Source organism: Kordiimonas gwangyangensis DSM 19435 = JCM 12864, assembly GCF_000375545.1.
Classification (GTDB): domain Bacteria; phylum Pseudomonadota; class Alphaproteobacteria; order Sphingomonadales; family Kordiimonadaceae; genus Kordiimonas; species Kordiimonas gwangyangensis.
Map to the genome: position 1 here is coordinate 64407 of NZ_AQXF01000006.1, position 16082 is coordinate 80488.

The following is a 16082-nucleotide window of genomic DNA, read 5'->3' on the forward strand; positions in this document are numbered from 1 at the left end:
TGTGGCGGGGGTGAACCCCGCCACAATTTTGTCAGGAGCAGTAGTTATGAAAGCAACTTTAGCAATCGTGGCCGTAGCAGCCTTCTTTGGCAGCGCATACGCCCCCGTCGTGGCAGACGACGACCCAAGCTCGACCGCACTTTCCTCTGGCGGGGATGCGGAGAAAGGCAAACGTATTTTTAACCGCTGCAAAGCGTGCCATAACTTGACCGCAGCGGAACGTTCCCGCATGGGCCCTAACCTCGACCATCTGTTCGGGCGCAAGGCCGGGAGCAAAGACGACTATAAATATTCAAAAGCCCTCGCCGAGGCTGATTTTGTCTGGACTGAGGAAAAACTGGACGCGTGGCTCAGCTCGCCCAAGACTTTCCTTCCCGGCAACAAGATGGCCTTCGCTGGCCTGCGCAAGGAAGATGACCGTAAAGACCTTATGGCATACCTGCGTACAGCAACGGTTTCGGGCGAATAATTCAGGCTAGTTAGCCAGCAAGGATTTGACGATGAAACGCCTTATTGCCCTCTTTTCCCTCATAACTTTCTTCATGCAGCCAGCAATGGCTCAGGACGGAGGCGACCGCGCCGTGGACGATGTGCGCGGCTCCATTGAGTTCATCCAGACAGTAAGCAATGAAACCATTGCAGTCTGGAGCGATAGCAAACTCTCTGAAGAAGAACGTTATAAGGCGTTTCGCGCCATCTTTGAGGAGGCCACCGATATCGAACTGCTTGCACAAGGTATGCTGGGTGTGCACTACCGCACAATCAGCCCTGAGCAGCGCGAAATCTACATGACCGCAATGCGCGACTATATCATTTCCGAGTTTGACAAGCGTATGGCGCAAATCGGCTTCAAGGCGCTTGAAGTAACCGGTACCAAGCCGGCGTCCGGCAAGCAGGGCCACCTGTTCGTCAAAACGGAAGTGAAACGCGAAGAAGGCGAACCGATCCTCGCCGACTGGCGTGTACGCAAGAAAGACGGCACTTTCCAGATTGTGAACCTTGAGTTTGAAGGCATCAACCTTCTGATCACCAACCGTGACCTATTCTCAAGCAAGATCAAGAAAGAAGGCTTCGACGGCCTTATCGCCTGGCTCAAGAGCCAGAACGACGGTCCTGGCTCAGCCTCCTAAGGTTCCTTAATCTTCGTCTGCGGCGTCCTGGTTTACCACTTCGACGCCGCAGTTCAGCCTCAGGCTACCCGCCGTGTTATAAAGCGCGGCCTCAAGCGCGGTGAAGCGCCCTTCCCCCACATTGATGGCAAAACGTGTACGGTAGTCGAAGCCGCCGTCCGTCGGCACGCGTTTGCTGCTCATGCGCACGATGTTGGCGTCATAGTCCATCAACACTTCGCTGATACGTGCCACAAGGCCTGGACGGTCACCACCAGAGATATCAACCACATGGGTGATCACGGCCGTCTCGCCACGCGCCAGCCCAAAGGGGAAGCTCGTGACAGTGATTCTGGCGCCATCCAGCAGTTCAAGCGCTTCAAGGCCGGACGACACCTCGTCCGCATCGGCGCCAGCAGTGAACTCCGCGACACAGGAAAATTCGAAACCCTCGCCAAGAACAGCAAAAGCGCTATCCGCGAGGTTGGCCCCGATTTCAAAGAGATACCCTGTGACTGCCGAGACCACACCGCGTTGGTCGCGGCCGATAATGGAAATCAGATATTTGTCGGTCGAATGTGTCGTCACGGGCTTACTCCAAGAAAATGGTGGTGTTTTGCCGCGAGTTTGCTAAATAATCGCCACCGAAGCAATCAGATGTTACGGTTTTGACCAAATCGATAGGGACATAATTCATGGCTGACAAACAGCTCCTTCATCTTGTCTTTGGTGGTCAAGTTAAAGACCCGCAGTCGCTCGAATTTGCCGATCTAAGCAAAGTTGATATCGTTGGGATTTTCCCAACCTATGCGGAAGCAGAACAGGCTTGGCGCAGTGTAAGCCAGGCGAACGTGGACGATGCAATGACCAAATATGTAGTCGTGCACCTTCACAAACTGCTTCAACCCGAAGAATAGACGAAATCCAAAACAAAAGCCCCGGAGACCGGCGCGAAATCTGGAGACTTGCTCCATATTTCGTCAACCACTTCGGGGCTTTCCTTTTGGGATAGCTTGAAAGCTTTAGTGCGCGTTTGCCCGTTCGGCAAAATACGCGTCGATGCCGGCTGCAATCGCCATGCCGTCAGTATCATAAGCTCCCATGCGGCCAGTCATGGCGCGATGGGCCTCTTCACGCGTACGCGGATGAAGGCGGTTGAGCTCAAGGCTGACAAGGCGGCGAAGGCCGGAGCTGTCAATTGGTTGGTACATATTATTCTTCCATTTTCTTTACTGGTACCATCTACGAATATCACCCATTTGAGACAGTTTTTTGTCCTGCAGGTGACACAAATAAAACAAGCGCCGGCGGCGTGTCTGCCACCAGCGCCTGCTGTTTTAACAATATGGGTATCTAGGACGCTTTTTTCAAGTCCGCGACCCAGGCATTCACATTCTCCTCGAGAATGGACAGCGGTACCGCACCGTTCTGGAGCACCACACGGTGGAACGCCTTCCAGTCAAACTTGTCACCCAGTTCCGCACGCGCCATCTCACGCAGTTCCTTGATCTTGAGTTTGCCAACCATATAGGCAGTCGCCTGCCCCGGCATGACAACATACCGCTCGATCGCGGCAACAATGTCGCCCTCAGGGTTCGGCGTGTTATCCTTCAGGTACTGGATCGCCTCCTCGCGGGTCCATTTCTTGGCGTGCAGGCCTGTGTCAACCACAAGGCGGCACGCACGCCAAAGCTCCATGGCCAGACGGCCGAAGTCGGAATATGGATCCTGGTAGAAGCCCATGTCCTTACCAAGTTCTTCCGTATAAAGGCCCCAGCCTTCAGAAAAGGCCGTGAAGCGTGCGGTGCGCTGGAACAGCGGCACACCTTCCAGTTCCTGCGTCAGCGCGATCTGGAAGTGGTGGCCTGGAATACCCTCGTGATAGACAAGCGCTTCAAGCTGGTACGTCGGCATGAAACGGGTATCGCGAAGGTTCGCGTAAAAGATGCCCGGGCGTGAACCATCTAGCGCCGGGCGCTGATAGAAAGCCTTACCGGCAGACTCCTCGCGGAACTTTTCTACAGCGCGCACTTCCATCGGTGCCTTTGGCAGAAGGTCGAAGAATTCCGGCACCTTCGCGTTCATGGCGTCCAGATATTCGTTGGCGAGTTTGATATATTCCGCCTTGCCCTCTTCCGTGTTCGGCAGGAAGAAACGGTCATCGGTACGAGTGAACTCAAAGAAGTCCTGCAGCGTGCCTTCAAAACCAACTTGCTCCATGATGGCTTTCATCTCTTCATGGATACGCGCGACGTTATCGAGGCCCACCTGGTGGATTTCCTCGGCCGTCATGTCGGTCGTGGTGTTGTTCTTCAGGGACTGTGCGTAAAACTCGTCACCTTTCGGGAACTTCCATGCACCGTCATCGGTCGTAGCTGTTTCCTGAAGCTCGCCAAGTTTAGCGATCAACGCCTCATAACCGGGTTTGGTGCCGGTGGTGAGCGCCTCTTTCGCGCGCTCGGTCAATGCAGCCTTTTCCTCGTCAGTGATCTCAAGTTTGCCAACCTTCTTCTTGAAGTCGGCAAACAGCACGTTGTCTTCACCACTTTCGTCAAACGGAACACCGCTGATGATGTTGCGCGACGAATCGATCACATACGGATAAACGAATTTTGGTGCCTGAATGCCGGCGTCGGCGCGTTCCTGCAACTCGGCCGCCAGTTCTTTCATCATACCGTCCATTTTTTGGAGGCGCGTGATATAGGCCTCAGCATCCTTGACCGTGTCGATGCGGTGTACGTTCATCAGGTGCGTTGCGGCACCGGCGTGCCAGCCAAACATCTGGTTCACCGGATAGCCATAATCGCGCCATTTGTCGTTATCGATGTAACGCTGTGCCGTCAGTTCAAAAATGCGGTAGCTCAACTGATCCTTCGGGCTCAAGGTATCGAAATCGAACGTCTTGAGTGTCGCCAGTTGGTCTTTATAAAGCTGAAGTTCCTTGTCTTCGGCCTCATCGCTCATGTCCGGCCACTCGTCGTTGCGGCTACGGTCACCAAGGCGTTCAGCTTGCAGCGGGTTCAGCGCAAGACGCTCGTTCATCGCAGTTTCAAAGAATGCTGCCAGCTTTTCCGACTGCTGTTCAGCGGTTACCTGTTCTTCCTGTGCGGCTGATTTCTGCTCATTTTCCTTCGCTGTGTTCGAAGGTTCACAAGCGGCTAGCGCAAGCAGAAGGGCAATGGCTGAGGTTGTTTGTTTTAACATGGTTGCTCCCTGTATTTTTCCCTTGGCCCAAACAAATGATAAAAGATCGAAATCTTTTTCGGATGGTAATGTTTTGCCAACCAATCTGCGTTAGGATGGACCCTCCTTGAGACGAATTGCAAGGCCTGTTGACATGAGCGTACAAGACGCCTATCTGACCCCAGAGTTATGGAGTGCAAGTCAAAGAATGCAGCGCGATACCAAAATCGTAAAAACACCGCTGTTCACGATCGGGCAGGTCGTCCGTCATAAATTTTTCCCGTTCCGCGGGGTGATTTTTGACGTAGACGCAGAGTTTGCCAATTCGGAAGAATGGTGGGAGTCTATCCCGGCGGAAATTCGCCCCGCCAAGGAACAACCCTTCTATCATCTGTTCGCTGAAAATGAGGACACGAGCTACGAAGCCTATGTGTCGCAGCAGAACCTGATCGCGGACGATTCCGATGAGCCGGTCAACCATCCGGACGTGACCGAACTGTTTGGTGATCTGAGTGAAGGCCAGTATCAGTTGAAGGCAATCCCGCGCCACTAATTGCAGCAAGAGCACAACAAAAAACGGCACCGAAACGGTGCCGTTTTTGATTCCAACAGGAAACTTTGACTAGGCGACAAAAGCGCCGAGGAAAGCAACCACAAGGATGATAGCGACGGTTGCGCGCGTACCATGCTTGAGGAAACCGTTGTAGGTGCTCTCTTGTTCTTGAATATCCATCATCTTGGCTCCACTCTGTGCCCCCCTGGGCAATGAAACTATTTCCCGGTCTATAGCGCATCATGGGCGCGGGGCCAAGCCCCTAAACGCCCGCACATAACGCGCACACTTCTCGCTCACCTATTGCGCATTACCCACACAGGATGCCAGCATTTCCGGCTCAATATTACCACCCGAGAGCACGATCACAGTGACCTTACCCTCGACTTCAACCTTGCCAGCAAGAAGTGCTGCCAGCGCTGCAGCGCCGCCTGGCTCGGTGACAAGTTTCAGGCTGATAGCCGCAAAACGAACTGCGGCCATGGCTTCCTCGTCACTGACAGTAACACCTTGGATGCCAATGTCTTTCAGGATCGGGAACGTAAGATCGCCTGCACTTGGAGTGAGCAGCGCGTCACATACCGACCGAGCACCGAAGTCCACCTTCTCTATCACACCGCTCTTCAGCGACCGGGTCACATCGTCGAACTCTTCCGGCTCCACCGCATACCCAGTCATAGTCGGGAAAGCATCATGAAGGGCGAGGAAAGTGCCGGAGGCAAGACCACCACCGCCACAGTTCACGAGCGTTTGGTCCGGTGTTAGGCCAAGATTTTTCAGATCCTCCGCGATCTCAAGGCCCACAGTCCCCTGCCCCGCCATGATATAGGGGTCGTTATAAGGCGGCACCACGGTCGCGCCGCTATCGCCGACAACACGTTTCGCGACCTCTTCGCGGTCTTCGTTGTAGCGGTCATAAAGCACCACCTCAGCGCCGTAGCTGCGTGTGTTGGCAAGCTTCAGTTTGGGCGCGTCCTCAGGCATGACGATTGTTGCCTTGATCCCCAGCATCTCAGCGGCTTTGGCGACCCCCTGTGCGTGGTTACCGCTTGAGAAGGCAACCACACCGCGGGCTTTCTCCGCATCCGTCAAACGGGACAGCCGGTTATAGGCGCCGCGGAATTTGAAGGCACCAATCCGCTGCAGGTTCTCTGGTTTGATGAAAACACGGCCGCCAACGGCATCATTGAGTGCCGGATGCTCCAGCAGCGGCGTGCGTACGGCTGCGCCTTTGATTTGCGCGGCTGCGCTGCGGATATCATCCATGGAAATGGCATAGCTCATGTTCTGTCCTCCTCGCGTTTTTTCTGTCTCGCGGCTTTGCGGCTTTGCCACCAGCGGCCAAGTTTCACTTCCCAATTGCGACGGAAGCGGCGCACGCTTGGGAAATCATGCGAGAGGATCAGGAGCCCGAGCGGTATCATCCAGAAGCCGAGCACGGGCAAGAAACCCAGAATGCCACCGATAATAAAAATGATGCCCACCATGGTCCGACCAATGCGGCTGGCAGGCATCACTTTCCTGACTGTTTTTTTGACCATAAGACCCTTGGTGAAGTCGTGCGGGTTTAACCAATCTCGCTGATGGTTTTCCGCATGATTTCACCGATCTTGTCAATATCTGATTTCTGGGTCACGAGCGGCGGTGCAATCGCAATATGGTCACCGCTCATACGCACCTTGAGGCCGCTCTCGAACGCGCGCTGGAAGATTTTCCCGGAGCGAGACCCAACAGCACCGTCGATTTGAGCGAATGTCAGCGCGCTCATGAAACCAAGATTGCGCACATCCGTAACTGTTTCGGCATCGCCAAGGCTATGGACCATGTCTTCGAAATAGCTCTCGGTATCGCGGACGTGCTCATACACACCCTCTTCGGCATACGCCTTCTGGGTAGCAATCGCAGCCGCAACCGCGAGCGGGTGCGCGGAATAGGTATAGCCATGGAAGAACTCCACCCCGGCCTTCACCTCATCCATATAGGTCTCATAGATGCCTTTGCGCACTGCAACGGCCCCCATGGGAACAGAACCGTTATTGAGCGCTTTGGCTGTTGTGATGATGTCCGGCACCACGCCAAGACGCTCAGAGGCCGTTGCATAGCCCAAACGACCAAAGGCCGTGATCACTTCATCAAAGATCAGCAGAATGCCGTGCTTTGCCGTGATCTCGCGCAGGCGCTCAAGATAGCCCACCGGCGGCACAAACACACCGGCCGAACCCGCGACCGGCTCGACAATCACAGCGGCGATTGTGCTCGCGTCATGAAGCGCAATCATCTCTTCGAGCGAATTGGCGTAGTCTGCACCATCCTTCGGCTGCCCACGGGAGAAGCGCATATCGGCATTATAAGGGAAGCTGAGATGATCCACGCCCGGAAGCTGGGTACCAAAAAACTTGCGGTTATTGACCATGCCGCCAACAGAAATACCGCCGAAACCCACCCCGTGATAGCCGTTGAAACGGCCAATAAACCGCGTGCGTTGCCCCTCGCCGCGCAGCCGGTGATACCCAAGCGCCATCTTGAGCGCGGTATCAACTGATTCTGAACCCGAATTGGTGAAGAAAAAGTGGTCAATATCGCCTGGCATTGTGGCCTTGAGCATATTGGCAAGCTCGAACGCTTTGGGGTGCCCGAACTGGAATGCGGTCGCATAATCCAGTTGGCCCGCCTGTGTGCGGATTGCCTCTACCACCTTGGGGTGGTTGTGGCCCAGCGCACAACACCAAAGCCCGGATGAGCCGTCAATGACCTCGCGGCCATCGGTAGTGCGATAGTAAATGCCGTCCGCGCTTTCCAGCATGCGCGGGTTGGCTTTGAAATCTTTGTTGGGAGTAAACGGCATCCAGTAGGCTGCCATATCATCGTTCACGCGTTTGTTTGCGCCGTCCATGAAACACCTATTTCACACAAGGTGCGAAGGGCACGTATGCCCCTCGCGAACATGTTGTTTCTTTATTCGCCGAAGCGGTAGGAAAGCCTCATACCCACAGTGCGTGGTCGGCTGATACCGAAGCCGTGTGCCGGGAAGGCGTCACTGGCTTCAGATGTGCCGTCGAAATATGCTTCGTTGAAGATATTCTCGATATAGGCCGTGATCTTCCAGTTGTTGAAGCTCTCATAGCTCAGGCGTGCCGAGAAATCAGACCAGCCACCGTTTGCAAACTGCTCCACGTTGCCAAGACCGCCGTAGGTCTTGGTCTGAGCGCGGAAGTCGACCGACGCGTTCATCTCGCCGTTACCAACTTCGGTGTGATAGCTCGCGAGACCTGCGATGGTGAATTTAGGCGAGCCTGGCAGGCGGTTACCGTTACTGCCCGGCTCCACCGCGTTCGCGCCTGAAATCTCATTCTCGTTCCAGGAGCCCGCAACAAACACATCAACGTTTTTGCTGACGATGGCCTGTACGGTACCTTCAAGACCCCACGACTTCACGCGGCCAACGTTGGTGACACGTGTGCCTTTGTCGAAGTAGTTGAGCTGAAGGTCTTTGTAGCGGTAGTGATACGCGCTCAAGTCCATGCGGATACGGCGATTGAGCATATCGCCCTTCACACCAACCTCATAGGACCATACGGTTTCTGGCTCGAACTGGTTGAGCGTTGCATCAGCTACGAGCAGAAGGCCGTCATCACCTACGTCATCATCATCTGCTTCCACAGCAAAGCTACCGAAGCCGCCAGCCTTGAAGCCGCGTGTGGCGCTGGCATAGATCATCCAGTCGTCATTCGGGCGGTAGCGGGCGATAAAGCGCGGCGTGAAGGCATCCCAGGAGTTTTCACCACGGACAAAGTCTTCCGTGTAAACGCCAAACGCCCAGAACGGACCGAGGTCACTGGCAACCGGCAGGATGTAGTTACCGAACTCTTTGGTGTCTTTGCTGTAACGCATGCTGGCACCAAGCTCGAACTTGTCAGACACCGCATAGGTCATATCTACATAGGCACCCCAGCCGTGGTAGCTGCCGGTAACCTGGTTAGCTTCCAGAAGGCCGTCCGCATTCGGTGTGAATTCACCCCAACCATAGTATGCGAACACTTCCGAGCAGGAGTAGTAATAATATGCGGCACACATCACGTCTTCATCGCCGCGCTGGCGGAAGAAGGCATCGATGTTTTCCTTGTAGTAGGACACACCACCATACCAGCTCAAGGGGCCGTCACCTTGGCTTACAAGGCGCAGTTCCTGCTCAAAATAGTCGCCGGTCTGGTCTTGCGCATAGTCGTTGAAACCAATGCGCATGCCGTCAAAGTCTTCGGCATAGCTATAATCGTGGTCCTTGTAACCAGTGAGCGATGTGAGCGTCGCGAAGCCAAGATCGAAGTTGATCTCCGCACTAAGGGAGACCACTTCGCCGATGTCATAGTTGCCAAGCTTGGCATCATTGTCGACATCGCGGATGGTACCACGCGGGCTCACGTCACGGCCCAGCACCTCATTGAGGAACGGGATCGTCTCGTCGTCAACAATTGCGCGGTAGATAGAACCACTTTGTTCGCGGTCCTCATATTCCACCATCAACGTTGCATCCCATTTATCGCCGCGCAGGCCCGCTGTTGCACGGAACGCGGTTTTGTCGTGGGCAACAAGGTTGTCGTCCCCGATTTCGGCCGCGTTATCGGCATAGCCGTCTTCCTCGCTATGGTATGCTGCGAGACGAAGGGCAAAGTTGTCATTCATCGGAATGTTGGCCCAAGCCTCCATCTCAAGAATGCCGCGTTCGCCAGCGCCCAGCTCTACATAGCCTGAAGCAGAATCAAAATTCGGCTTCGCGGTATAAAGGCTCACAGCGCCGCTAATGGCGTTCCGACCGAACAGGAAGCCTTGCGGGCCACGCAGCACCTCGGCACGCTCCATATCGAACATGGAGGTCACCACGACACCGTTACGGCCCTGATAGAGGCCATTCTTGAAGAAACCAACCGATGGGTCGCCACCGACACCAAAGTCGTTCGTGGAGATACCGCGAATGTTGATATAGTCGATGAAGCTGTCTTTACTGTCACCAGCAAAGCCTGGCGCGAATTTCACCAGATCCTTCACGTCATCGATATTGACCCTCTTGGTGAAATTGGCGTCAAACGCTGTGATGGATACAGGTACGTCCTGAGTGCTTTGCACACGCTTTTGCGCCGTAACAGTGACTTCTTCAATCGCGAGATTGTCGTCGTCCGTGCTTTGTGCAATCGCACCACCAGCAGACAGCAGAATCGCCGCAAGCGATGCCCCTGCCTTGATCGCGTGGGTGCGAGATTTATAGAGAGATGTCATTTTCAAGCTCCTCCCCTTAAGGATGATGCCCCGACTTGAAGCCGGGCTTGTTGTCAGCAGTCGCGGCATAGGCCGGTACTACCCTCTCATGTTAAACATCAAGCCTGTCCCCCCAAGGGTCAGACCGCTTTTGCGGGGAACTCTACACGCCCGCAGTATCGAGGACCGCTTTCATCGGCCTCAAATGCTTTTCAAACTTCTTCCAACGCCCAACCGAACGGGTATGAGCCTTCTCCCGAACCTGCGCCGCACTTGCTGTGGTCACGGCAGCTGTCTGGTCATGGAAATTGACGCAGGCGTCCTGCCACTCAAGGCCGAGAAAATCAATAATTTTCCGTGCGTTAGGTTCTATATCAGCTACAGTTTCTTCGTAGGATACATCAAGGATGCGGTCGCCGAGTACGGCACGCCAATGGCTCATCAGGTCAAGGTAGCGCAGGTGATGGCGCGCCATTTCCTCCTGGTCGTAGGAATGATAGTAAGCGTCGGCAAAGAGCTGCTTGTAGCTCGCGAAACAGGCATCCATCGGGTCGCGCACAATATGCACAATCTTCGCATTCGGCAGCGCCGCCGCAATCAGCGGCAGATAGAGATAATTGACCGGCAGCTTGTCCACAAACCGCGCCGCGCTTCCGCGCACCGCTTTGGTCGTATCCATATAGAGGTCACCAAGCGCTTTCATATCTGCACCAGCCACCTTGGTAATAATCTCCGCCGTCATCGGCTTTGGCGAACTGAGTTCCGTGACACGCTTCATCGCCATGCCGAACTGCTGCAACTCGCCCGCGGCTTCCACATCTGTGTGCGCGGTCATGATACGCTCAATCAGCGTGGTCCCTGTACGTGGCTGCCCGACAACAAAGACCGGGCTTTCAGCGTTGCAGCCTTTAGCCTGCTTAGCGAACCATTCCTTGGTAAAGGTGGACTTCAGTGCAGCAAACAGCGCTTCTTCGGCCTTCTCGTCATAGCTCACGAGCTTGCGCCGGGCCGCAGCACCAACCTCGTAAGCGCTGAACGCATCGTCCCACGCGCCGAGGTCCTCATATTCCTTGCCAATAGCGTAGTGAATGAACGGCGCGTCCGGATGTCCCTCAGGCATGCGCTTTGCAATGTCATTCATTACCGCAATATGCTCACCGTCTTTCGCGCGCTCAAGTCGCGCCAGCATCCAGTGTGCGAGGGCAGCGTCCGGCTTCTCGCCGAGCACGGCCTCAAGCGCTGCTTTCGCTTCCTCAATCCGCCCTAGGAAAGTCAGCGCCTTGGCCCGGCTCAGCTCAAAAAACGCAGACTTGGCTTTGGCGCGCGCGCGATCAAACCATTCGAGTGCGGTAACCTGGTCACCGAGCAGGCTGAATACGTTACCAATAACGTCCATGACGAGCGGGTCGCCAGAACCGGTCGCCACCGCGTTATGAAGTGCTTTTTCTGCAAGGTTGTATTGACCGAGGGTGACACAGCAGCGCGCAAGCTGAGCCCAGCCTGCGGTATGGGCCTCATCAAGGCTGACAACGTTTCTGAAGGCACGTTTACCCGTTGCCCAATCGCCACTTTCGATACCGATAAGCCCGACAAGGAAATGTGCCTCCTTGGCTTTGGGGAAATGCTTGAGCACGAGGCTGCAACAACCGCCCGCCTCGCGGAAGTCACCACGCTGCATGGCACCATACCCTCGGCGCAAAAACTCCTGCGCTTGTGCAGGGCTCATGCGCGGCCCCGCACCAACACCGCCTGCTGCGCCACCCTGCCCTTGCATGTTACCCAAGATAGCCATCAGCGCCCCATTGCATCCTTCATACGGTAGTAGGCCATACCAGCCGCAAGCATGGGCTGACGGAAAAGCTGTCCACCAGGGAACGGCGGATGCTTCACATTGGCCATGATATCAAAGCGTGAGCGGTCACCTTCAATAGCTTCCGCGATCAGTTTGGCTGACATATGCGTAGGTGCCACGCCGTGGCCAGAATAGGCCTGCGCGTAATAGATATTGTCCGCGACTTTCCCAACTTGCGGAATCCGGTTCAGGCCAATGCCCATGTAACCGCCCCATGCATAGTCGATCCCGGTGTTTTTCAGTTCAGGGAACACCTTGATCATGTTCGGCTTCACTGCGGCAACAATATCACGGGGATGGCGCCCGGAATAGGTGGCAAGGCCACCAAACAGAAGTCGGTGATCTGGCGTCAGGCGGAAATAATCAAGCGCCCAGCGCTGGTCGCACGCTGCAAAGCCTGCAGGCATGATCTGACCCGAGAGTTTTTCACACAGCGGTTCGGTCGCAAGAATATAGCTGCCAGCTGGCAAAACGCGGGAAGCCAGCTTTGGCACCAGTTTCCCCAGATAGGCGTTGCCGGCCAGTACCACCTTATTGGCAGTTACTCGACAGTGGTCCATATCCACAATGACCTTGCCCTCGCGCTCATGCAGCGCACTAACCCGGGCGTCCTCAAATATCTGCACGCCAAGCTTCTCTGCCGCACGCGCTTCGCCAAGCACAAGGTTGAGCACATGACAATGCCCCCACCCCATGTTGGTTACACCGCCGATATAGCGGTCGGAACCGACGTAGTTTTTGACTTCAGTGGCGTTGAGCACCTTTTGCTCATGCGGATAACCTTGCGCCTCAAGCGCGGCCTTCGAGTGCTGAAGCTCTTCAAGCTCGCTCTCTTTCATGGCAAGGTCGACATAGCCCCATTTGAGCCCGCAATCGATCTGGTATTTTTTGACCCAGTCGGAAATGATGTCGACACATTCGACGCCCATCTTCCAGACAGTCTCGGCATTACCCGAACCAAATGTCTTTTCAATCTTGGCGAAGTTGGAGAGTTCCTGACCATAACCACCTATGACCTGCCCACCATTACGGCCCGAAGCGCCCCAGCCAATTCGGTTCTGCTCAACAAGCGCGACTTCATACCCACGTTCGGCCAGATGCAGCGCTGCGGCAACACCGGTGAAGCCTCCGCCCACAACGCAGATATCCACCTTGATGTTGCCCTCAAGGCGGCGGAAACCAGACATGTCGTTGCAGGTCGCCGCATAATATGAATTCGGCAACCTGTCGTCGTGTATGCTGTCCCTCACCCGCATTCTGTCAAAACCCTTAAATTACTCTGAGGTACTGTTCATAGTCCCACTGGCTGATCTGCCGGTGAAACTCTTCTTCTTCGTCGCGACGCACCTGTTGATAGAGATCAACAAAATCATCGCCCAGATACTCGCGCATCACCTTGCTCTTCTCAAACCGGTCAAGCGCCATGCGCCAGCGCGGCGGCAACACATTCTTGAAATCGACGGCGTCAAATTCGCCAAGCTCCGGCCCTGGATCCAGGTCGTGGGTCAAGCCATGATGTGCACCGGCCAAAATGGCCGCAACAACCAGATGCGGGCACACGTCCGCACCACACACGCGGTGTTCAAACCGGCGATTCTTTGGCCCCGAGAGCGGCAAGCGCACGGAAAGGCGGCGGTTATTTTCGCCCCAGTTCGGTACAACTGGCGCGAACCAGTCCGGGTCGAAGCGGCGATAGCTATTCGCGTTTGGTGCAAAGATCGCAGTCGCGTCCGCCATGGTGGTCAACAGCCCACCGATAGCATTCTGCAGGCGTTTCTCGCCGTCGCCTTCCGCACCAAAGATATTATTGCCCTTGTCGTCAAGGATGCTGACATGCGCATGAAGGCCGTTGCCGACCTCATCAAAGCGGGGTTTGGCCATGAAGCTGGCGAGCAGGCCATGCTTGAGCGCAACTGATTTGACCACACGCTTGAGGGCGAGCGCGTCATCACAGGCGCGCTCCACATCATCCGTGTGATTGAGATTCACTTCAAATTGGCCGTTGCCGTATTCGCATACAAGCCCGATGATATCGAGACCTTGGGCACGGCAGGTATCCTCGATCTCGCGCATGAGTGCCTCGAAATCATAGAAAACGTCCATGTTATAGCAGTTTGCACCGCCAGCCGCGGCCATACCGTTTGGCGGCGAAACTGGCACCGGCGGCACAGAGCCAGCCTCAAAAAGGAAAAACTCATACTCAAGCGCCACCACGGGGTGAAGGCCATCGGCTGCGAAACGCTTGAGCACGCGGTCCAGCACAGACCTCGGGTCCATGAAAAACGGTGTACCGTCAGGCTCCCGCATGGTTACGATAATCTGTGCGCTCTTGCGTTCCGTCCATGGCATCAGCTTGAGGGAGCCTGGGACCGGCATACAGATGCGGTCCGGGTCACTGCCATATTCTTCGCTGATAGCTTCCGCGTTTGCACCGTTCGTCGTCAGGAACGGCGTCGTGATAGGGAAAGGTATCCCCTTGGTCGCCAAGCGCTTGAGGCCACTCAGGGGGATTTGTTTCCCCCTGAAAATGCCGTTCATATCGGCGATCAGCACCTCCACGATTTCGACATCGGAATGCGCCTCAATAAACTCGGAAATCTCCTGTTCAACCGACATAAATACTCGCTCTGTTAATCTACATTCCTGCCATGCAGAGATATTTCATCTCGACAAAGTCATCGGCTCCGTATTTGGAACCCTCACGGCCGAGACCCGACTGTTTCACACCACCAAAAGGCGCAACTTCGGTCGAGAGGATACCGGTATTGATACCAACCATGCCGTATTCAAGCTCTTCGGCCACACGCCAAACACGGGCGATGTCACGGGCATAGAAGTATGACGCGAGGCCAAATTCCGTATCATTAGCTTGCGCAATAACGTCAGCTTCATCTGTGAAGCGGAACACTGGCGCGACGGGTCCAAAAGTTTCCTCACGGGCGACTTTCATTTCTTTCGTCACGTTACGCAGAAGTGTCGGCTCGAAGAAGCTGCCACCCAACTCATGGCGCTTGCCACCAGTCACCAGCTCAGCACCCTTCGCGAGAGCATCAGCAATATGCTCTTCCACTTTATCAATCGCTTCATCGTTGATGAGCGGGCCTTGGACCACGCCGTCCTTCGAGCCGTCACCCACCTTCAGTTCGCGAACTTTGACAGCAAGCTTCTCAACAAAGGCATCATACACCTTGTCTTGTACGTAAAGCCGGTTTGCGCACACACAAGTCTGGCCGGAGTTGCGGTATTTAGATGCGATTGCACCGTCCACCGCAGCATCAAGGTCCGCGTCATCAAATACGATGAAAGGCGCGTTGCCACCCAGCTCCAGCGATACCTTTTTGATATCGTCAGAGCACTGGCGCATCAGGATACGGCCAACTTCGGTCGACCCCGTAAACGTCAGCTTGCGGACTTTCTCGTTCGAGCAGAGCTCGCCACCGATATCGCGCGACTTCGTGCCAACAACGACGTTGAACACACCCTTGGGCACGCCTGCGCGGTCAGCGAGCTCCGCAAGCGCGAGTGCAGAAAGCGGGGTTTCTGCCGCAGGTTTCACAACCACGGTACAGCCGACAGCGAGGGCCGGACCAACCTTGCGGGTGATCATCGCGTTCGGGAAGTTCCACGGCGTGATCGCACCAACTACACCGATCGGCTGCTTGATCACGATAATACGGCGGTCAGCTTGCGGGGACGGGATGACATCACCATAGATGCGCTTACCCTCTTCCGCGAACCACTCAATGAAGCTGGCACCATAAGCGATTTCGCCGCGCGCTTCCGCCAACGGCTTGCCCATTTCAGCTGTCAGGATTTGCGCGAGGTCTTCCTGCGCCTCCATAATCAGCCGGTACCATTTCTGCAAAATGGCAGAGCGTTCCTTCGCCTGCATCTTGCGCCATGATTTGAAAGCGATCTCCGCCGCATCAATGGCTGTGCGTGTCTCATCCGCGCCGAGGTCCGGCAATTTTGCCAGCACTTCACCCGTCGCTGGATTGCGCACATCAAAAGTGGCGCCAGAACCAATCCAGGCACCATCCACATAAGCCTGCTCCCGCAAGAGCGCCTTGTCACTCAACTGCATGATTATCCCCTCAAAATCGCGCCGCCCGGAGGGGGCGAACTAGAACTACCT

16 protein-coding genes are annotated in these 16082 nt (G+C 55.3%); 4 read left to right on the forward strand and 12 right to left on the reverse strand.

Annotated elements, in window-relative coordinates:
- The first annotated feature begins 46 nt into the window (after nt 1-46).
- Entirely contained in the window at nt 47-469 is a 423-nt protein-coding gene (locus tag B150_RS0116490; RefSeq protein WP_020401054.1) for a c-type cytochrome, read from the forward strand.
- A 31-nt stretch (nt 470-500) separates the two neighbouring features.
- A complete protein-coding gene (locus B150_RS0116495) occupies nt 501-1130 on the forward strand; it encodes an MlaC/ttg2D family ABC transporter substrate-binding protein (protein ID WP_020401055.1) in 630 nt (209 codons plus the stop codon).
- Nucleotides 1131-1136: 6 nt separating this feature from the next.
- Here the strand turns inward: B150_RS0116495 and B150_RS0116500 are convergent, their stop codons facing one another.
- The gene (locus B150_RS0116500) at nt 1137-1697 is read right to left on the reverse strand and encodes a glycine cleavage system transcriptional repressor (RefSeq protein WP_020401056.1); all 561 of its coding nucleotides are present in this window, start codon (nt 1695-1697) and stop codon (nt 1137-1139) included.
- 107 nt (nt 1698-1804) lie between these two features.
- On the opposite strand from B150_RS0116500, the gene B150_RS0116505 reads away from it, so the two are divergent.
- Nucleotides 1805-2026 (forward strand): DUF4170 domain-containing protein, encoded by a 222-nt coding sequence (locus B150_RS0116505; protein ID WP_020401057.1) that lies wholly within the window; start codon nt 1805-1807, stop codon nt 2024-2026.
- Nucleotides 2027-2131: 105 nt separating this feature from the next.
- On the opposite strand, the gene B150_RS0116510 is transcribed toward B150_RS0116505, so the two are convergent.
- Nucleotides 2132-2320 (reverse strand): hypothetical protein, encoded by a 189-nt coding sequence (locus tag B150_RS0116510; protein ID WP_020401058.1) that lies wholly within the window; start codon nt 2318-2320, stop codon nt 2132-2134.
- A 142-nt stretch (nt 2321-2462) separates the two neighbouring features.
- Nucleotides 2463-4313, reverse strand: a complete 1851-nt coding sequence (locus tag B150_RS0116515; RefSeq protein WP_020401059.1) for a DUF885 domain-containing protein — start codon at nt 4311-4313, stop codon at nt 2463-2465.
- 187 nt (nt 4314-4500) lie between these two features.
- On the opposite strand from B150_RS0116515, the gene hspQ reads away from it, so the two are divergent.
- On the forward strand, nt 4501-4845 hold the full coding sequence (gene hspQ, locus B150_RS0116520; RefSeq protein ID WP_020401060.1) for a heat shock protein HspQ: 345 nt from the start codon (nt 4501-4503) through the stop codon (nt 4843-4845).
- A 69-nt stretch (nt 4846-4914) separates the two neighbouring features.
- On the opposite strand, the gene B150_RS23080 is transcribed toward hspQ, so the two are convergent.
- The 9 genes from B150_RS23080 to gabD form a co-directional block, all read right to left on the reverse strand.
- Entirely contained in the window at nt 4915-5028 is a 114-nt protein-coding gene (locus tag B150_RS23080) for an aa3-type cytochrome c oxidase subunit IV (RefSeq protein WP_020401061.1), read from the reverse strand.
- Between the two features lie 117 nt (nt 5029-5145).
- Entirely contained in the window at nt 5146-6129 is a 984-nt protein-coding gene (locus B150_RS0116530; protein WP_020401062.1) for a threonine ammonia-lyase, read from the reverse strand.
- On the reverse strand, nt 6126-6359 hold the full coding sequence (locus tag B150_RS0116535; protein ID WP_020401063.1) for a PGPGW domain-containing protein: 234 nt from the start codon (nt 6357-6359) through the stop codon (nt 6126-6128). The genes B150_RS0116530 and B150_RS0116535 overlap by 4 nt, the downstream gene beginning before the upstream one ends.
- A gap of 53 nt (nt 6360-6412) precedes the next feature.
- The gene (gene aptA, locus B150_RS0116540) at nt 6413-7738 is read right to left on the reverse strand and encodes an omega-aminotransferase AptA (RefSeq protein WP_020401064.1); all 1326 of its coding nucleotides are present in this window, start codon (nt 7736-7738) and stop codon (nt 6413-6415) included.
- Between the two features lie 62 nt (nt 7739-7800).
- Nucleotides 7801-10116, reverse strand: coding sequence for a TonB-dependent receptor (locus B150_RS0116545; RefSeq protein ID WP_020401065.1), 2316 nt, complete (start codon nt 10114-10116; stop codon nt 7801-7803).
- A gap of 142 nt (nt 10117-10258) precedes the next feature.
- A complete protein-coding gene (locus B150_RS0116550) occupies nt 10259-11887 on the reverse strand; it encodes a tetratricopeptide repeat-containing sulfotransferase family protein (protein ID WP_020401066.1) in 1629 nt (542 codons plus the stop codon).
- Nucleotides 11887-13203, reverse strand: coding sequence for an NAD(P)/FAD-dependent oxidoreductase (locus B150_RS0116555; RefSeq protein ID WP_025896068.1), 1317 nt, complete (start codon nt 13201-13203; stop codon nt 11887-11889). The genes B150_RS0116550 and B150_RS0116555 overlap by 1 nt, the downstream gene beginning before the upstream one ends.
- Nucleotides 13204-13216: 13 nt before the next feature.
- The gene (locus B150_RS0116560; protein WP_020401068.1) at nt 13217-14563 is read right to left on the reverse strand and encodes a glutamine synthetase family protein; all 1347 of its coding nucleotides are present in this window, start codon (nt 14561-14563) and stop codon (nt 13217-13219) included.
- 19 nt (nt 14564-14582) lie between these two features.
- Nucleotides 14583-16031 carry an NADP-dependent succinate-semialdehyde dehydrogenase gene (gene gabD, locus B150_RS0116565; RefSeq protein ID WP_020401069.1) on the reverse strand — a complete coding sequence of 483 codons (1449 nt, stop codon included), beginning with the start codon at nt 16029-16031 and terminating at the stop codon, nt 14583-14585.
- Nucleotides 16032-16082: the final 51 nt, after the last annotated feature.